The 18,651-nt window shown below is 38.1% G+C and carries 16 protein-coding genes; 11 read left to right on the top strand and 5 right to left on the bottom strand.

Features of this window, described 5'->3' with window-relative positions; all coding sequences use genetic code 11:
• Nucleotides 1-25: 25 nt before the first annotated feature.
• Entirely contained in the window at nucleotides 26-421 is a 396-nt protein-coding gene (locus UABAM_RS16070) for a hypothetical protein (protein ID WP_151969028.1), read from the bottom strand.
• Between the two features lie 123 nt (nucleotides 422-544).
• Here UABAM_RS16070 and UABAM_RS16065 point away from each other — a divergent pair, with 123 nt between their 5' ends.
• A complete protein-coding gene (locus tag UABAM_RS16065; RefSeq protein WP_151969027.1) occupies nucleotides 545-1,660 on the top strand; it encodes a DUF3089 domain-containing protein in 1,116 nt (371 codons plus the stop codon).
• Here UABAM_RS16065 and UABAM_RS16060 read toward each other — a convergent pair.
• Both UABAM_RS16060 and UABAM_RS16055 read right to left on the bottom strand, forming a co-directional pair.
• Nucleotides 1,657-3,021: a S8 family peptidase gene (locus UABAM_RS16060; protein WP_151969026.1), complete on the bottom strand. Its 1,365-nt coding sequence runs from the start codon at nucleotides 3,019-3,021 to the stop codon at nucleotides 1,657-1,659. The genes UABAM_RS16065 and UABAM_RS16060 overlap by 4 nt on opposite strands.
• Nucleotides 3,022-3,119: 98 nt before the next feature.
• A complete protein-coding gene (locus tag UABAM_RS16055) occupies nucleotides 3,120-3,644 on the bottom strand; it encodes a tetratricopeptide repeat protein (protein ID WP_151969025.1) in 525 nt (174 codons plus the stop codon).
• A gap of 483 nt (nucleotides 3,645-4,127) precedes the next feature.
• Between UABAM_RS16055 and UABAM_RS16050 the strand changes: the two genes are divergently transcribed.
• The 8 genes from UABAM_RS16050 (at nucleotide 4,128) to pckA (ending at nucleotide 15,260) form a co-directional block, all read left to right on the top strand.
• Nucleotides 4,128-4,811 (top strand): DUF4956 domain-containing protein, encoded by a 684-nt coding sequence (locus tag UABAM_RS16050; protein WP_151969024.1) that lies wholly within the window; start codon nucleotides 4,128-4,130, stop codon nucleotides 4,809-4,811.
• 75 nt (nucleotides 4,812-4,886) lie between these two features.
• Complete coding sequence (locus UABAM_RS16045; protein ID WP_151969023.1) at nucleotides 4,887-7,520, top strand: CotH kinase family protein; 2,634 nt, start codon at nucleotides 4,887-4,889, stop codon at nucleotides 7,518-7,520.
• Nucleotides 7,520-8,203 carry a VTC domain-containing protein gene (locus UABAM_RS16040; RefSeq protein WP_151969022.1) on the top strand — a complete coding sequence of 228 codons (684 nt, stop codon included), beginning with the start codon at nucleotides 7,520-7,522 and terminating at the stop codon, nucleotides 8,201-8,203. Before UABAM_RS16045 ends, UABAM_RS16040 begins: the two co-directional genes overlap by 1 nt.
• A gap of 216 nt (nucleotides 8,204-8,419) precedes the next feature.
• On the top strand, nucleotides 8,420-9,481 hold the full coding sequence (locus UABAM_RS16035; RefSeq protein ID WP_151969021.1) for a metallophosphoesterase family protein: 1,062 nt from the start codon (nucleotides 8,420-8,422) through the stop codon (nucleotides 9,479-9,481).
• Nucleotides 9,482-9,660: 179 nt separating this feature from the next.
• Entirely contained in the window at nucleotides 9,661-11,085 is a 1,425-nt protein-coding gene (locus UABAM_RS16030) for a TM2 domain-containing protein (RefSeq protein ID WP_151969020.1), read from the top strand.
• The gene (locus UABAM_RS16025; protein WP_151969019.1) at nucleotides 11,085-12,482 is read left to right on the top strand and encodes an McrB family protein; all 1,398 of its coding nucleotides are present in this window, start codon (nucleotides 11,085-11,087) and stop codon (nucleotides 12,480-12,482) included. The genes UABAM_RS16030 and UABAM_RS16025 overlap by 1 nt, the downstream gene beginning before the upstream one ends.
• The gene (locus UABAM_RS16020) at nucleotides 12,446-13,651 is read left to right on the top strand and encodes an McrC family protein (RefSeq protein WP_151969018.1); all 1,206 of its coding nucleotides are present in this window, start codon (nucleotides 12,446-12,448) and stop codon (nucleotides 13,649-13,651) included. Before UABAM_RS16025 ends, UABAM_RS16020 begins: the two co-directional genes overlap by 37 nt.
• A 28-nt stretch (nucleotides 13,652-13,679) precedes the next feature.
• A complete protein-coding gene (pckA, locus tag UABAM_RS16015) occupies nucleotides 13,680-15,260 on the top strand; it encodes a phosphoenolpyruvate carboxykinase (ATP) (RefSeq protein WP_151969017.1) in 1,581 nt (526 codons plus the stop codon).
• Here the strand turns inward: pckA and UABAM_RS33460 are convergent.
• Nucleotides 15,209-15,382 (bottom strand): hypothetical protein, encoded by a 174-nt coding sequence (locus tag UABAM_RS33460; protein WP_173013354.1) that lies wholly within the window; start codon nucleotides 15,380-15,382, stop codon nucleotides 15,209-15,211. The genes pckA and UABAM_RS33460 overlap by 52 nt on opposite strands.
• A 162-nt stretch (nucleotides 15,383-15,544) precedes the next feature.
• Between UABAM_RS33460 and UABAM_RS16010 the strand changes: the two genes are divergently transcribed.
• Nucleotides 15,545-16,840, top strand: coding sequence for a S8 family peptidase (locus UABAM_RS16010; RefSeq protein ID WP_151969016.1), 1,296 nt, complete (start codon nucleotides 15,545-15,547; stop codon nucleotides 16,838-16,840).
• A gap of 65 nt (nucleotides 16,841-16,905) precedes the next feature.
• A complete protein-coding gene (locus tag UABAM_RS16005) occupies nucleotides 16,906-18,177 on the top strand; it encodes a glycosyltransferase family 4 protein (RefSeq protein ID WP_151969015.1) in 1,272 nt (423 codons plus the stop codon).
• Between the two features lie 21 nt (nucleotides 18,178-18,198).
• On the opposite strand, the gene UABAM_RS16000 is transcribed toward UABAM_RS16005, so the two are convergent.
• Nucleotides 18,199-18,435 carry an HTH domain-containing protein gene (locus tag UABAM_RS16000; protein ID WP_151969014.1) on the bottom strand — a complete coding sequence of 79 codons (237 nt, stop codon included), beginning with the start codon at nucleotides 18,433-18,435 and terminating at the stop codon, nucleotides 18,199-18,201.
• Nucleotides 18,436-18,651: the final 216 nt, after the last annotated feature.

The following is an 18,651-nucleotide window of genomic DNA, read 5'->3' as shown; positions in this document are numbered from 1 at the left end:
TTACGGTTACAATTACGGTCACGATTCACTCATCCTTTTCCAAGAGATCTTGAACATTGTTTTTTTCGTTATTCTCCATTCTTAAAATAAAAAAAACAGCGCCATTAAATACCGTAAAAAAAATAACAAAAGTCATCGCACCAAAAATAGAGGCTTCTAGCAGATTGCGATTGTCCATGTATTGTTTGTAACCAACAGCAATCGCAGCAATCATATATATAACAATGGAAACTTTGTGTATTTTCCAACCGATTCGTGTAAGCAGTGATACGTAAACATTTTTACCACACGTAGAGCATTTGTCCTGAGTATCGAGAACCAAGGCTTTGCACCATGGACATAGCTCATGAACAGCTTCGCACTTATCACAAACCAAACTCTTATGTAAAGAGCTGTTACATTTCATGCATTTATTTAGCATTTTTTTCCTATCATACCTATTCGTAACAAAATAATTGAGTTTCTGTGCATTTTATTTCAAAATATATTCAAACTTTTTTACCACAAAAGACACTATACACAAAAAGCTTATCGAGGATGACATATGTTGAGTACATACAAAAACAAAATAATAGTGTTCACTTTACTAATGATTACCTCATCTTGTTTTACAGGGTGTGCGGCAATGGTTCGCGCAATGCTAGAACCAGGTGAAAAATTCTCATATAGTGGAGTTCCCTACCTCCCAGACTATTCTCAACAGAGCGCCTGGGCGGCACTTCCCACAAAAAAAGATACTGCGGATGTTGTTCCACAAGGAGAAAAAGATTTGCAAAATACAGCGATCGCAGATGTATTTTTTATCCATCCTACGAGTTACAGCCGCGGTGAAAATTGGAACCAAGATATATATGACGAAAAAGTAAACAACAAAACCGATAAAGGGGCTATTCGTCATCAAGCCAGTGTGTTTAATTCCGCAGCGCGAGTATTTGCTCCGCGTTATCGCCAAGCGATTTTGTATTCTTTTCTTACGATACATCGCCTTCATGAAGCAAACAAGGCTTTGGAACTTGCCTATTCAGATGTTAGTAAAGCTTTCGAGTACTATTTAAAGCACCACAATAAAGATCGTCCCATTATTATTGCTGGTCATAGTCAAGGAGCGTTTCATGCGTTGCGTTTGGTTCGCGATTATTTCCACGATAAACCGCTGTATAAAAAACTGGTTGCCGCCTACATCGTTGGAATGAATATACCTCAAGAAGTTTTGACGCAACAACTTCCCCGTATACCAGTGGGTAATAGTGCTAGGCAAACAGGTTGTATTCTTACATGGAATACATTTGCGGAAGGAACGGACGTTTCGTACATCAACGATAGTTTTCCCTACGAATACTTTCAAGGTTTGCGCACAAATTTACAAAAAAAAGTGGCTTGTGTAAATCCTTTAACGTGGACAACAGATGAAGAAAAAGTAGCCAAAGAAAAACATCTAGGAACAGTTGCATTTCATGGCAGTGAAAATAACTCTCCAGGAATTGATGCACAAATGGTATCCACGCAGTGTAAAGATGGTGCACTTTTCATATCACCACCTTTACGTAAATATCGCTGGGATTTTTTTGGTAACTATCACATTATGGACTATACCATGTTTTACATGAATATACGCCGTAATGCAGAAGAACGCGTACAGGCTTTTTTACAAAAACATTAATCCTGTAGCGCTGGCAGCTTTGCCAATGCCCGTGGAATGTGAATAAGACCACTACCAAAATTATTGTCTTTACCTTTGTCCCCCAAGTCTTGAGCAGTTAGTTCTAGTGCTTTTAATAAGGCGCTCTGCTTGGTTTTTGGTTGGAAATACAACAATAGAGCCATTGCTCCCGCGACATGAGGAGTCGCCATAGACGTTCCTGAAATAGTACGCGTAGCATCTACACCGCCAATCCAACATGAGGTAATGTCAACACCAGGAGCAACGACATCGGGCTTTATGTATGGCTCTCCATATTTAATAACGGGACCACGGCTACTAAATGGTGCTATCCAGTTGCGAAAATTGGTGGCACCGATAGTAACAACGTCTTTTTGGTCCCCAGGAGAATCAATAGTACTTTTATAATGACCACTGTTTCCTGCAGCTACCGCAAAACGTATCCCCATTGCCAAAGCATTGTCGAAAGCATCGCGCAAAATCTTCTTTATCGGAGATGGACCACCTAGACTCATACTTACGATATCAACGGTTTGTCCATTCTGGTTGAATTCTGCAACATATTGGACACCACTTGCAATATTTCCCCAAGTTCCTCCACCATTTTTGGCCATTACTTTCACCGCGAGAATAGTAGCTTCAGGAGCAACGCCAAGTGTAGTTCCAGCAACGGTACCTGCACAGTGCGTTCCGTGACCGTTGTCATCCATAGAATCGTCATCGTTGTTCGCAAAATCTCGTCCGTTAATCACACGACCTTTTAGCTCATTGTGCAAATAATTGACACCTGTATCAATTACTGCGACGACAACACCTTTACCACTGTTACCATTTTGATTGACTTGCTTTGAGCCTATTTTCTCTAGACCCCACTTGTCTCCTGGACGTTGTTTACTACCTTCGATATAGTGAACAAACTGATGCTCGGCGTCGAGAAAAATACGTTCAACTTCAGGCTGCACGGCAATTTCGCGAATGGCGGTAACGGATGTTGTCATTGTCACCATATTGGCAATCCAATATGACTTATAGTTTTTTACAGGAAACTGTCGTGTCGCACATAACGAGCGCAACCAGTGTTGTGACTCTAATGCGCGATTTTTCATCGTTTGTACAACGGTAGAATGAAAATTTGCCGCTTCGTTTGTGATGGCGAGTTCGCCCATAATTTGCGAACAGTGGATACTCTTTTTCAAAACGACAATAATGGGAAGTGACTGTTGATTTTCTTTGTCTAAGGCAACTTGTAGTTCACGGTCAATGACATCTGCAAAGAGAAAAGATGTACTAATACATAATAAGATAATCCATTTTTTCATAATGTGGTGGCGAGTTTTTTTAGAAATAGTTTGTTTTGACATTAGTTTATCACTAATGCCCTCTGACCTCGCACTTCCTTTCTAAAAAATAGTTTTGCGAAAAGCGGTCTTTCTTCTAGATGCTCAACTAATAACATGTACTAGTATTTGTTGCGAATTTCTTTTTTATTAAAGCATCTCTCAATATTTTTCTCGTATATATCGATAGATTTACTATTTAAACAATATACAATAACTTTTTTAAAGTACTCGATCGCTTCATCGTATTTACCTTGAAGTTCTTTCATAATACCCATTTCGCAATAAATTTTTTCTTTATTGATACCAGGAACTTCTAAGGCTTTCCCCAATAATTCTTCCAGCTCTGTAAACTTTTGACATGTGGAAAGCAACACGGCGTAGTTTAAATATGTTGCGGGATACTCGGGAGCATAATCAATAGCGGTGCGATAGTAAAATTCAGCCTTGTTGTAGTTTTGGTATTTGGTTTCATATAAATAACCCAGGTGGTTATAAGCTCTACCATACTCGGGAAAACGATCCGTAATTTCATATAGTAATTTTAAGGCGCCTACAAAATTACCATCTTTAATTTTTTGATCTGCTTCGAAAAACATCTGATCGGCTTCAAATGTTTGGTCAAAGTAGGAATCACCTTCACTCATGATTTCTCTCCTTGTTATTATTTTGATAGACGAGCTTTTCTAGGAATATAGCAAAAATGTAGTGGTGTTGCTAGAAATTCATAGACTTTTTTTTCGTAGATGGGAAAGACAGTAATGCTTGGTGGCGTATGCTTGGCTTTAAGTTCTTTGATGCCACCAAGGTCACTTTAACTAGCATCGAATTCGTTCACATGATCAAAAAACTTCAATTTTCTACCTCAAAATCCATCCAAAACACCATGCAAAATCTTTCTTTCCCTTGCTTTCTGAGTCTTACACGCCTTCCTTACACTTTTTCTCTTTTCAAACTTTACAACAACCAAAATCCATTTTAAGGAACCGTAATATGGTTACTTGACAGCAAGTTCCATATTGACATTTTCCAGAATTTCTGCTAAGTTTAGCCTCCTTACTCATTCGTAAATTTCTAAATCCATATGTTTAGCACTCAACCAACTTAACTACCTTAACTTGGAGAGAAAAATGCCCCCAGAATTAACAGCTGTCGACTTCAAAGACCCATTAGATTTAAAATATTTGTTAATAAACCTTGCGATTGGAGTTATTCTATCGTTAATTCTAAGTTTTCATTTTAAACGTTTTGGATCTACACTATCAAATCGCAACGAGCTATCCCAGGTTTTTCCTTTTATTCTTTTGACCACAATTCTCATAATTTCAGTAGTCAAATCATCATTAGCACTTTCTCTTGGTCTTGTAGGCGCATTATCTATTGTACGCTTTCGTACTCCTATCAAAGAGCCTGAAGAACTTGCTTACTTGTTTATGGCCATAGCCATGGGACTAGGGTTGGGGGCGCATCAAGGACTTCCAACAATTATATCCAGCATTCTAATTTTGGGAGTTATGGCATTTATTAAGACGTATCGTAAAGACTTAAAAGGGAAAAGTATGTTTCTTTCCGTGGATTGGAATAGTTCGGAATACCCAGATAATAGTTTAAATTCCTTAAATGAGATTATTTCCAAACACAGTTCTTCGTGCGATTTGCGACGTTTTGACATCCGCCAAGACTTATTGGAAGCTGTTTATTTTGTAGATTTCGTTAGTGATAAAAATCTTTCAGAGATAACAGAGGAATTGCGTCAAACCTACCCTAAAATAGGAATTACCTTTTTAGATCAAAGTCAGCTACCCAGTGTCTAAGTTAAGTAACTAAGCCATTTAAAATAAAATCCTCTACAGAGCTCTTGGAAATAAATATTTTATCAAGGACCTATCATGAAAATTACGTCCCATAAACGCCGTAAAACAAAGAAAAAATTTTTTTCGCCCCTAAAAAAAACATTTCTTGTTTTCTTGCTGTTAGGGTTTCCTATTTTTTTTATATATTTGCATGAGATTAAAACCTATATTTGGAAAATGGCGGAAAATAGAGGGCATTTTTGGATTCGAAAAGTCACTTTAAGCAGCCAACTCAAACAATTCCCAAAGCTTTTAAAGCGCATGAAGTTTAACAATATTTCCAGAGTATATATAGATATTAAATTTGAACATTTAAAAAAACTTCATGCTAAACGGCAGCAAGCATTATCAGAAGGCATTTTGACTCAAAAAGAGGATGATTTTGTTCCTGCTAAAATGCGTTTTGGAGAACGCCAAGTGAAATGCAAACTTCGTTTAAAGGGTGATTGGGTCGACCACTTGCAGGGGAAAAAATGGTCATTTCGCATTCACATTAAAAATGGCGATCAGCTATTTGGGTTGCGTCGATTTTCAGTACATCACCCTCAAACTCGAGTTTATCAGGGGGAATTGTTGTTTCACGAAACACTTCGCATGTTTGGTGTGCTTGCGCTTAAATACTTTTTTGTCGATGTTACAATAAACGGTGATAGCATCGGAATTATGGCAGTAGAAGAACATTTCTCTAAAGAACTTTTAGAACGAAATGGACGTAAAGAAGGAGTTATAATCCGTTTTGATGAATCCCTATTTTGGAAGTCGCTGAAATATAAAGATGCTGAAAAGTTAGCATTTGATAGTTATTTGAATGCAGATATCGATGCATTTCAATCGACAAAACTACAAAAATCAAAAAGATTAACACGCGAGTATGCGACTGCTGTAGGTTTATTGGAAGGTTTTAGAGAAGGAAAAATAAGTTCCTCGGAAGTTTTTGATGCGAAGCTATTGGGCAGATATTTAGCGGTGTGTAAATTTTTTGGGGCCGATCATGCTGTTAGATGGCATAACCAAAGGTTTTATTTCAACTCGCTGACTATGAAGCTAGAACCAATAGGTTTTGATGCAAATATACACTTCGATTTAGATATTCATGCTCGTAATTCTATTCGCCTTATGAGAGAGCCCATAGTTCGAGAAATGTTAAAAGATCCTAATGTTTACAATGTTTTCCAAGCCACTCTAAATAAACTGATCAATGACGCCAAAAGTGGTACGCTTACTGCTCACCTAAAAAAAATAGAAAAACCCTCTTTACAAATAATGCAAAAAGAATTCATATTTTTGGAATCTTTTCCTGAGGACTGCGTAAAAAAAATGGCCCAACAAGTCTTTACGACAAATGTACAACTCCTACCCATTCATATTCGCGCAGGCACGATTGAGAACAAAAATACTGGTTCGCTTCACATTAAAAACACTGTACCTTATGAAGTGGAAATTTTACAAATCTATTGGATCAACAAATCAGGAAAAACTTTAAAACTAGAAACTTCTGAAAAGTTAGAGCTGCCATTGGTCTTATCCAAAACAAAATTGCGAACTCAACCCAAATCACAAATAATTAACTATAAAGCTTTACCACCAAAAAGCGGTTACTGGTTAGAAATAAAATCCAAAATCAAAGGACCTTCAAAAGTCACGACAACCAGAGTAAAAAAAACATTTCCAGTTCTATTTCAAAATCCTATGCCGACTGATCGCCTAAGCAATCAATTAGCCAAGCATTCTTTTCTATCTGTCTCAGGTAGTAATACTATTAATGTCAAATCGGGAAAGTGGCAAGTTAAAGACTCGATCATTATACCTAAAGGCTATAAACTTTTCATCTCTGGTGATACAACTTTACAGTTCTCAGAGAATGGTTCTATGGTAGTATTTGGAACGACTATATTTAAAGGAACAGCGCAAAATCCTATCATTTTTGAAGGGATAGCAAAAAGCAAAAGAGCAGGAACTTGGCAAGGAATTGCAACATATAATTCTGAGACAAGATGTGAATGGTCTCATGTGATTGTCAATAACACCACAGGAATGAATTGGCCACAATGGAAATTGACAGGTGGAGTTACGTTCTATAAAAGCGATGTCGATTTAAGTCATTGCGTTTTCGATGGTAATAGGGGAGAAGATGCTTTAAACATCATTCACTCTAATTTTAAACTGGAACAAATACAAATAAAAAACACTATCTATGATGCCTTTGATGGAGATTTTACCACAGGACAAATAGAGAACTGTTTATTTCAAGAGATTGGGAGTAGTGGTAGTGGAGATGGAGTAGATGTTTCAGGCAGTAAAATTCAAGTGTCGAATTCAAAGTTTATTGGAGTTAAAGATAAAGCGATTTCTGTTGGTGAAAAAAGTTTTTTGCAAGCGCGCGAAGTAGTCATTGAAAATTGCGGAATTGCGGCAGCAAGTAAAGATAATTCAATATTAGAAATCAACGACTCTAAAATCGAAAATGTTTCGACAGCTCTTATGGCGTATATTAAAAAAGCCGAATATGGCCCCACTAAATTAATAGCTAAAAAAGTTAGAATTACAAACTCTAAAAAAATAACTCAGGTACAACATGGTAGTTATTTAGAAATTGATGGCGAGCAAGTTTCGGCAGAAAATCTAAATGTAAAAAAGTTATATGAAAATGCAAAAAAACAGGATCAATAATGAATAACATCCCAAAAGACAGTCGCTTTGAAATCAAATTTGTCGCCCATGAATCAGAGGTCAATAAAATAAAGTTATGGCTAAAATTACATTGTGCAGGATTTTATACACCTCATCCTGATCGTTATGTAAATAATGTCTATTTTGACACATATGACTACTCTGCTTATAAAGAAAACCTTGCAGGAGAAAGCCACCGCGTCAAATTACGCTACCGCTGGTACGGGGAATATGCATATCCACAACAAGGCTCTCTTGAAGTGAAATGCAAAAGAAACTACTACGGTTGGAAAATTCGTTTTCCTAACAAAAACTCTCCTTATAAAAAAGGAGACCGTTGGCGCGACATTCAACAGAGAATGAAAGAGCAAATGGGGGAACAAGCCAAAAAATGGCTCAATTTCTATCCCCAACCAGTGCTTATCAACCGTTACTTGCGGCACTATTTTGTTAGCCGCGATGGCAAAATAAGAGCGACAATTGACCAAAAACAAAAAATGTATGATCAGCGCTACAAGTCTTTACCTAACGTCCAAAAACAGTTGAATGCTCCACAAACACTTGTTTTAGAATTTAAATTTCAACGTTGTGACCAGAATATTGCAAAGCAAGTTTTTATGGGGTTGCCACTAAGAGTTGGTAGTCATTCCAAATATATAACAGCAGTTAAATCCATGAAGTAGATGTAGTACCCGCAATGCTATTGTGCCCTAAGAAACACTCAGCTCGATACCTTACATATCATCGCGTCCAAATACATAGGTTAAAGCCCAGTAAGACACACCAAATTTTCTAAGAAACATTGACTTGTCGAAGTCTTTTGTATAACCTCGTATGTAAGTCATGGATTTTACGTGCGCTCTCAGAGATAACATTTAACAGACATAGAAAGATTAATAATGTTTAAGATTTTAGTTTTGTTTATTGTATTTTTTTGTTTACAAATAACTATTTACTCACAGTTAGCTATAAAGTCTCCTATTAACCAAAAATTTCTAACAAATGATAATAAAAACTATAATTTTCTCGTTTTAGGGCACACTTATGGTGCTCCTGAAAATAAGCATTCGGTTTTTCCTTCTTCTAGCTTGTTAGCAAACCTGGATAATATCAATAATTCTGAGTGTGCTTTTGTTGTTTCTTTAGGAGACACTGTTAGAAATTCAACAGACATTCAACTCGCAAATTATAAATATTTTTTTGCCCAAAAGTTAAAATTTCCAATATTTAATAGTGTTGGTAACCATGAAATGACGGATCGAAAAAAATATGAAAGTTACTTTGGAAAGACATACTACTCTTTTGCTTTCCAGAAAGAATTATACATTTTTTTAGATAGTGAACTTGACGATTGTAAAATTGCAGGTAAACAGTTGAAATTTTTTTTAGAATGTCTTGAACTAAGCAAAACAAACGAAAATATTAAGCGCATTTTTATTTTTACACATAAGCTTTTGTGGGCAAAAAATATACCGGTGTATTCATCTTTTTTGAAACATATAAACGATTCAAGATATAAACCAGATGAAAATTTTAGCAGTGTAATTATACCATTACTAAAAAAAATCAGCCGCACAAAAGAGGTCTTTTGGCTAAGTGGAGACATTGGTTGCTCTTGGTCATTACCATTGTTTTATGATAAAAATAAATCTTTGGGTATTACTTTTATAGCTACTGGGTTAGGAGATACTGTAAAAGATAAAGCCATCAAAATGCATGTCGGTGAAGAGGTATCATTTTCTGTATTTTCTTTAGCTCTTACGAAAGAAAAACAGTTACCATTAGAAAGCTACAATTTAGAATATTGGAATAAGCACTTTAAAAAAGAAAAAGTGAGTTTTCGACCTACTTTTATTTCAAAAGCATTTAGAGTAATCTTTAACAAGTACTACTGGGTAGGATTTTTTACACCTTTTATAATATTTTTTGCGACAAGATTATATATTCTTGCAAAAAAGTAGGCATCTAGTGTAAAAATCAAACCAAATTTTTCCCTTATTTTCCGGTAGTACTTTTTCCACGTAAAATCCATGACTTATGCAAAATAAACATTGAAACGTTGCAAAAAATCATACTATTGATAGGATAGTTTAAGGTACTCATCTAAACAATAAGCCTTTTCAGATGTATAGGAGAATTCATGGATTCAAACATTGACTTCGAAAAAAAAGCTTATGAATCAGTAAGTATTTTCAAAGCTTATGTTGCATGGTTATTTGGTGGGTGGATGGGAGTCCACCGTTTTTACTTAGGAAAATGGTTTAGCGGTGGCCTATATATGATATCATTTGGGCTGTTTATCGTCGGATGGGCCATTGACTTTTTATTGATTCCAGCCATGGTCAAATCAAGACGCGCCCAACTTGCTAAAAAATGGCAAGACGAAGCAGAATGGGCCAGACAAGTGGCCGAAGCCAGCGGCGAAGACATTGCCATTTTTGAAGATAAATTCGAATTAGCCCCATGGGCGGGAAAATCAAGCTGGATTTCTTATATAGAATTTCCATTCCGCTTGTTATTTTTTATATTTGCTCCAGCCATATTTACCTACTTTGCCCTTATACAAGGTAACTGGGAACTTATTGTTTTAATGGCTGTCATTCTTGTTGCCACAAGTTTTATCCACACTGTGCAAAAAATGCTGCATTTTCATCCCGAAGTGGACAAAATTCCCGTACTAAGCGAAGCGTTATCCTCTTTTAAAAAACTGTACGCTTACTACATGGAAAACAAACCACGCAATTTTTTATTTTACGTGGGTTATTTCTTTTTCGGCTTTCTCTCTATGCCATTTTCGCAAAAAACCCGTACCGAATTTAATCTATATCGCAATATGATCTTCGGCATTTTCATTTTACTCATACTGGAAACAGCACTGAGTTATAAATCCGTTTATCCTCCCTATTTGGCCATTGGCGACGCTGCCACTTTATTAGTCGCCGAATTACTTCTACTATTTTTCATGGTAATCAGCTTTATGATGCCAATGGTAACCACATCGTTTTCCCTTAGTTTATCGGGAAAACAAAACATGCTACGCGTCCTCACTTTAGTGGCCGTAGGATTTACCATACTAATTACAGTAGCCATTTACCAAACAGGAGGCTTTGACACAGATTCTCTTGGAGACTCAATGAATTTTAGCTCACGCATGCAAAATAAAGATTTTCGTCGTGATATGGGTGCAACAAGTGAAATGTTCCTTTCGTACTACGGCCGTAGAGCCCCCCTAAAACAAAATGCAGCAACCAAGGTATCCTTTCACGAAGCAATGACAGATATGTACAGGCGTAATATCACCGGTTTTGTCGCGGGAAATGAGACAGTCCTCGTCAAAGTATTTGTGATCGAACGTCCCGGAAAGCACGATGCATACGGCCTACGCTATGGAGATTGGATTTTATTTCTCGCGGATCATAGTGGAGAGGTATACAAAAAGTGGAAAGATGTTCCCAAAGATATCCAGGATGTGTTTGAAGTTGTCACAATAACTCCTCTAGGAGACGAGAAATATCGCTATATAACAAAACAAGGTCTCATTGACGACTTATACCAGGAAAAATAATGCCCACAAAACACTACTTTACTCACGATACTTTTACCTTATTGCGAATTTTACACAAGGAGAAAAGTGTCGACGTATATCTGGCAAATAGTGATGCGTTTTGTGGCTCTGTCCAAGATCCTTTTCAGGATGTATTTCAAGAGGTAGCGCAAAAACTACCTCGTTCACTAAAAAAGCTGCTCATTACCGAAAAAGATGTTTTTTGCCGCACGCACGACGCGCAACATATTCTCGATTTCTATTGGGGAGCTTTCACTTTCCGCAGCGGTGCTTTTAGCGGTGCCAAGTTGTTCATGTGGATCAACCACCACATGTTGCAATTTGGGCTTTGTAGTGGTCCTGTGCACAAAGACAAACCTTGGTTACAAACCCAAAACAATATATCCATTCCCAAAGTTTCTGCTGATGAATGGTTACAAGACAAACGCAATAACATGGAATTTTCCACAACATTGACAAAAGATGAAGTTTTATCTTTTAAACGAGAGCAGTTTGTTGCATTTGTGGTCTCCACGTTTGAGAAAATATACACTCGCCTTTCCATTTTTGACGAAACAACCCATACACCGCGTAAAAACATCCACTATCCCATTAAAAAATGTGCAGCCGACACACACATTTCCTATAAAAAAATTTCGATGTGGTTGCGCGCGATACGCCATAAAAAACACGCCATTATCTATGGGCCTCCTGGCACTGGAAAAACTTATCTTGCAGAACGACTGGCCCAAGTTATTCTAAATGAGAAAACCGGAATATCGACAACAGTACAATTTCACAGTAGCTACAGCTACGAAGATTTCATTCAAGGTTTGCGACCGCAAGAGGACGGATCTTATCGTATTACAAATGGAACATTTTTACGTTTTTGCGAACAGGCAAAACAACAAGACGCGCCGAGTGTTCTCATTATCGACGAAATCAATCGTGCGGCAATTGATCGCGTTTTTGGTGAACTCATGTATCTATTGGAGTATCGCGATCGAAGTATCACCTTGCTTTCAGGAGAAACATTTAGTATTCCTCCTCAGGTCCATATCATTGGAACAATGAACACCGCCGACAAATCAATTGCCATTCTCGACTACGCACTACGCCGTCGTTTTGCTTTTATACCACTCTATCCTGATTATAGTTTGATTCAAAAATTCTCGTATGATAAAAAATGTAATATCAAAGCTTTAACATCAACTTTACAAAGTTTAAATAACGAAATTTCTGATCAAAATTTTCAAATAGGTACTTCTTTTTTTTTAACCGCAGACCTAGCTGATCATATCGAGAATATTTGGCGCTTTCAGATAGAACCATATATCGAAGAGTATTTTTTTAACGAACTTCACCGGGTGGAAAGATACAGATGGAACAAAATTTGCAAAAAAATTACGCAAATTTAACAGATATCACAATACGCGAATACAAGACAATATTTTTACCCAAAAATTTTCTGTCGCAAAAGATCGCGGAATGTATTTGGCATAATTACTCTAGCTACTTAAATATAGATTTCCCTAGCGCAAAAACCGGTAATAAGTGGAAACTCACGGCCAGAGGTTGGGTCGGTTATTTAGCGATCTCTGACAATAAAAATATTACGATAGAGCCCAAAGTTAGTGTCAAACAGTTTTTCCAAATGATAGAATGTGCCTTTGATATTCGCGTGAAGACTTTTACCCAATTGTCAAAGTGTGCTTCGATACATGCTTTTTATAACTTTTTAGCCAAAATACTCATAGAAAAAATACGCAGGATTAAACACCTAGGACTAACGCGTTCTGTCACCGAAAAACAAGAATGGTTACCTCATGTTCGCGGCAAAATACAACTTCGCGAAAGTTGGAAAAAACGCCACCAGTTTTTCGTTCACTTTGACGAACATTCGGTAAATAACTTCGACAACCAAGTTCTCATCGCAACACTAAGAGTCATTTTGTACAATACGCGATGTTTTGAACAGTTGCAACAGCAAGCAAGAGAAACGTACTATTGGTTATGCAAACACGTTTCGAGCTCTTTAATACCACAACAAGAATTACTTGCGCGTTTACAAAGAGGTAATCATTATAATCGTCTAAACGCTCACTACAAACCCATCCATGCATTATGTCGCTTTTTCTTGTCGCACACGGCTCCATTAAAAAGCAAAGGGGATCATCCAGTCACATCCTTTTTGGTCAATATGCCGTATTTGTATGAAAAATTTGTGGCAAACTGGTTGGGAAATAACCTTAAAGGGAGTTTTCGACTCACCACCAAAGAAAAAATAACATTTTGTGAGAAACACTTTTCATTTGTAATAGACATGGTTTTGTATAAAAATAATCAGCCTTTTTGTGTGATAGACACAAAATATAAAAATGTAACAAAACCACCACATGCGGATATTTTTCAAATAATATCTTATGCAAAATTACGTAAGTGCTCGCAGGCAATTTTAATTTACCCATGTGCTCTCGAACACAAACTAGATCAAAAAATAGGAAATATCCGCGTACGCAGTTTATCTTTTATGCTAGATAACGATTTACAAACAACAGGAAATAAATTTTTACGAGATTTGTTGTAAAAACCACAACCTAACAAAGGAATTTAAAATGAAACCTAACTTAGAAAAACATGGTATCTTGGTAAAAGACATCATACACAACGCCTCACCTGCACGTTTATATGAAGAAGCTCTAGCTCAAGAAAAGGGTTCCGCGATTGTCGCGAGCGGTGCTCTTGCCGTAAAGTCTGGAGTAAAAACAGGTCGTAGCCCAAAGGACAAAAGAATTGTCGATGATCCAGAGGTACGCGATGATATATGGTGGGGAGATGTCAACGTCAAACTAGATGACCATATTTTCCTGGTAAATCGCGAAAGAGCTATTGATTATCTAAACACGTGTTCCAGGATCTACATCGTAGATGGATTCGCTGGTTGGGACCCCAAATACCGTATCAAAGTCCGTATTGTATGCACAAGAGCATATCATGCGCTTTTCATGAATAACATGTTAATTCGCGCTTCACAAGAAGAACTCCAAGACTTTGGCGAACCGGATTACACTGTTTTTAATGCCGGAAAATTTCCAGCAAACCGCTACACATCTAAAATGACATCAAAAACAAGTGTTTCTCTTTGTTTTAACCGCAAAGAGTTCGTTATCCTGGGAACAGAGTATGCCGGCGAGATGAAAAAAGGTGTGTTCACTATCATGAATTACATCATGCCTAAAGCAGACGTTCTATCAATGCACTGCTCGGCAAACGAAGGCAAAGACGGTAATGTATCTCTATTCTTTGGACTTTCTGGAACAGGAAAAACAACTCTCTCTGCAGATCCCGAACGTGCTCTAATTGGTGACGACGAGCATTGTTGGTCAGACGATGGTGTATTCAACATCGAAGGTGGATGCTATGCAAAATGTATTGATTTAACAGAAGACAAAGAGCCAGAAATTTATCGCGCCATTCGTTTTGGAACTGTATTAGAAAATGTTGTGTATTCGGAAGCAGATCGTCGCGTCGACTACACGAACAGCTCACTAACACAAAATACACGTGCCTCATATCCAATAGAATACATTGACAATGCGAAAATCCCTTGTACAGGTGGACACCCGAAAAACATTATTTTTCTAACATGCGACGCTTTTGGTGTACTACCTCCCGTAAGTCGATTGACTCCAGAACAAGCCATGTACCATTTCATTAGCGGATACACCGCGAAAGTTGCGGGAACAGAAATGGGAGTAACCGAACCTGAAGCAACTTTTTCTGCGTGTTTTGGAGCAGCGTTTCTCGTATGGCACCCTGGAAAATATGCAGAAATGTTGGCCGAGAAAATGCAAAAGCATGGTGCTAAAGCATGGTTAGTAAACACCGGATGGTCAGGCGGAACCTATGGTGTAGGTGCTAGAATCAAACTAAAGGCCACACGTGCAATCATCGATGCCATAAACGACAATAGGTTAGATGATATCGAAACCGTAGAAGATCCTATTTTCGGATTCGCGATTCCTACTTCATGTCCAAATGTTGCAGAATCATTATTACAACCGAAGAAAACCTGGGCAGATCCGCAAGCCTATGACCAAAAAGCCAAAGAGTTGGCACATCTATTCCGCAAAAATTTCACCGCTTATGAGAGTGGTGTGAGTGATGCGGTAAAAGCTGCTGCTCCTAAGGTGTAGTATAATCGGTCACGGTCACGGTCACGACTACGGTGACGGCTACGGTGACGACTACGGTGACGACTATGACTACGGTGACGACTATGACTACGGTGACGGTATTTGAGAGAACGGGCGGACACTAGGTCCGCCCCTACATTCCAACATATTGCCCATAAATTTTAGTTTGTGTTTACAACATGTCCGCTTAAAAATCCTCTTGAGCTTATGTACATCAATGCGTTATAATATAGAAGTTCATCGACAAATGTTTGTCGATAATTTTCTCAAATCTGGAGGTTCAGATGAATAAATTATTCGTATTTGCTCTTGTTGCACTTCTAACTGTTTGTGCATGGGCGGATGGCCTATCCATTTCACAAAAAGTGGACAATATGCTTTTCCAAGGCCGTTACGCTAACGGCGAGATTGTTGTAAAATACGTTGAAGGTAGCTTTGCTGCACAAAACGTAGATACACGTTCTGTAAAAAACTTAGGTAACAACACTTTCTGCATGAAGCTACGCGGCGACATGAAGAAAACATTGGTTCAACTTCTACAAGACCCTAACGTCAAGTATGCAGAGCCTAACTACCTATACAAAACTATGGCAACCCCTAATGATGCTAAATTCAACCAACTTTGGGGAATGAAAAAGATCAATGCTCCTGCGGCTTGGGATACCAAGTCTAAGGGTAAAGGTGTTTTGGTTGCAGTGATTGACACTGGTATCAACTACAAGCACGAAGATCTAAAAGACAACGTATGGGTTAACGAAGCAGAAGCAAATGGTAAACCAGGTGTTGATGATGACGGCAACGGTTATGTTGATGACATCCACGGTATGAATGGTATCAATCAGAGTGGTGATCCTGCAGATGACCAATCTCATGGAAGTCACTGCAGTGGAACCATTGGTGGAACAGGTAACAATGGCATCGGCGTTACTGGCGTATGCTGGGATGTTGACATCATGGGTTGCAAGTTCCTTGGCGCTGATGGTAGCGGAAGCCTTGAAGGTGCTATTCTTTGCATCGACTACGCTGTAGAAAATGGCGCAAAAGTTCTTAGCAATAGCTGGGGTGGCGGTGGATTTAGCGTTGCTCTTCGCGATGCAATTGTAAGAGCACAAAAGAAAGGTGTTCTTTTTGTTGCAGCAGCTGGAAACAGCTACAATGGTGAACTTTCTTACCCTGCAAATTACTGCATGGCAACTACTCACAATGGTCAAACATATGAAGGTTTGGACAATGTATTGGCAGTGGCAGCAAGTGACCAAAATGATGGCAAAGCTTCTTTCTCTCAATACTCTGTAGATGCAGCTAAATCTGGCGACATGATTGCTGCTCCAGGAACAAGTATCCTAAGTACTGTTCTTGGTAACGACTACGCAAGTTATGATGGTACATCTATGGCAACTCCACACGTTGCCGGTGCCGCTACTCTTGTTTGGTCTAACAACCCAAGCCTAAGTGCAGTAGAAGTTAAAAAACTTCTCGTCAACAGTGGTGACACTCTTGAATGGAGCAGTGGCTGGTGGGGACCTAAGTTTAACGTTCAACGTCTAAACTTGAACAACGCAGTTAAACAAAGCAAATAATAATAAGCATCGACCAGAATGTTGCGACCCTTCGGGGTCGCTTTTTTTACAATTAGGAGAATTCGATGCGCATAGTTTATATACTAGCAGGCGCAGGCGGTATGTACTGTGGTGCTTGCAATCGCGATGCCGATTTGGTCAATGGCATCGTAAAAAAAGGGTTAGACATAGAACTGATCCCACTTTATACGCCACTACGCCATGACAACGAGCAACCTTTACAAACTAGCCGTATCTTCTATGGCGGTATCATCACCTTTCTCGAACAACGTCTCAAAATTTTTCGTCACACCCCCGCTTTTTTCGATTATCTATTCGATAACCCTACTTTGCTGAAAATTCTCGGTAAATTTACGATCGCAACTCAGCCACAAAAACTCGGGGCGATGACAGTTTCTGTTCTTGCAGGGAAAGACGGTAACCAAAAAAAAGAACTACAAAAACTCATCGAATATCTACAAACCGTAAAACCAGATGTCATTAATATAACCAACTCCATGCTATCAGGTATTGCTGTTTCACTAAAAGAAGCCCTTAATATACCTATTGTGTGTACATTTCAAGGAGAAGAAGCTTTTATCGATTCCTTAAGTGAACCACACCGAACGCAAGCAAAAAACTTACTCGAATCCAACGCACAAAGTATTGACCATTTTATTGTACCACACAACCGTTATGTCGATGAAATTATATCCTACTTAAAAATTTCACGCGATAAGATGTCGGTAATTCTTCCTGGAGTTGACCATCAACGATTTGTGTTTCAAGATAGCTGTGATCAAAGCGGGAAAATAGGATATCTTTCGCGGATTGCTCCGGAAAAAGGTTTAGATACACTTCTCGAAGCTTTTTCTATCTTACACAAAAAAAACAACGACCTCACTTTACATATTGCTGGGCAAATCTATGTAAAAAGCTTTTGGGAAAAAATGCAAAAGTACATCAAAAAAAACAAGTTGACAGAGCATGTCATCTACCATGGAGAATTAACACTCAAACAAAAACAACAGTTTTTACAACAATGTAACGTTTTTTGTGTTCCCAGTAAATTTAACGAATCTCGTGGCCTTGCCATCTTAGAAGCTGTCGCAACCGGAACACCAGTTGTCGTTCCCCCTATGGGTATCTATCCACAAATTGTAGAAGACACCCAACACGGCATAATTGCTGATCCAGCAACGCCCGAAAATTTTGCATCCTGTATAAACGATGCTTTGCAAAATGAAGCAAAATACCGCGGAGAAAACCGCGACATTTTTTTACAAAAATACGGCTTGACACGCATGGTTGATGAAATCATCCTTTTATATGAAGGTCTTGTTTCCAAAAAGACTTAAAAAATTAGGTGTTTATACGTTTTATGACGATAAACCAGCAGAGAACATCCATTGCGAAATGGATTTACAACCTTGGCGCGAAATGGTAACCTTACCATCGCAGCACACAACGCCAACAATTGAGAGCGTTTCAATATCTCTCTCAATTGTTCGTTCGCTTACTTCATACTCCTGTGCTAAATCCATAACTGTCGTTTGTGAGTGAGGAGACAACTGGCCTAATATACTGAAAAGTCTTTGTAATCTAGTATTCCACATACAAAATCTCCTTATTGTTTTGTAACCTATTCCGGACCTCAGTGGTTTTATACAACCACAAAAATGTTACCTCATATGTTGATATCTAACTTATGCTAAGTTGCTAAAGCAAAAGTAATGCCAAACATATACGCCAAGACGTAAACCATTTTTAAATATAGCTTTACCTTAAAACACGCAAGAAACCTCTTATGGTTATTTTGTATCACTACCGCA

Origin of the sequence: Candidatus Uabimicrobium amorphum (assembly GCF_009002475.1) — a bacterium.
GTDB classification, from domain to species: domain Bacteria; phylum Planctomycetota; class Uabimicrobiia; order Uabimicrobiales; family Uabimicrobiaceae; genus Uabimicrobium; species Uabimicrobium amorphum.
Note: the sequence above shows the minus strand (reverse complement) of the source record. Positions and strands in the feature narration are given on the sequence as shown.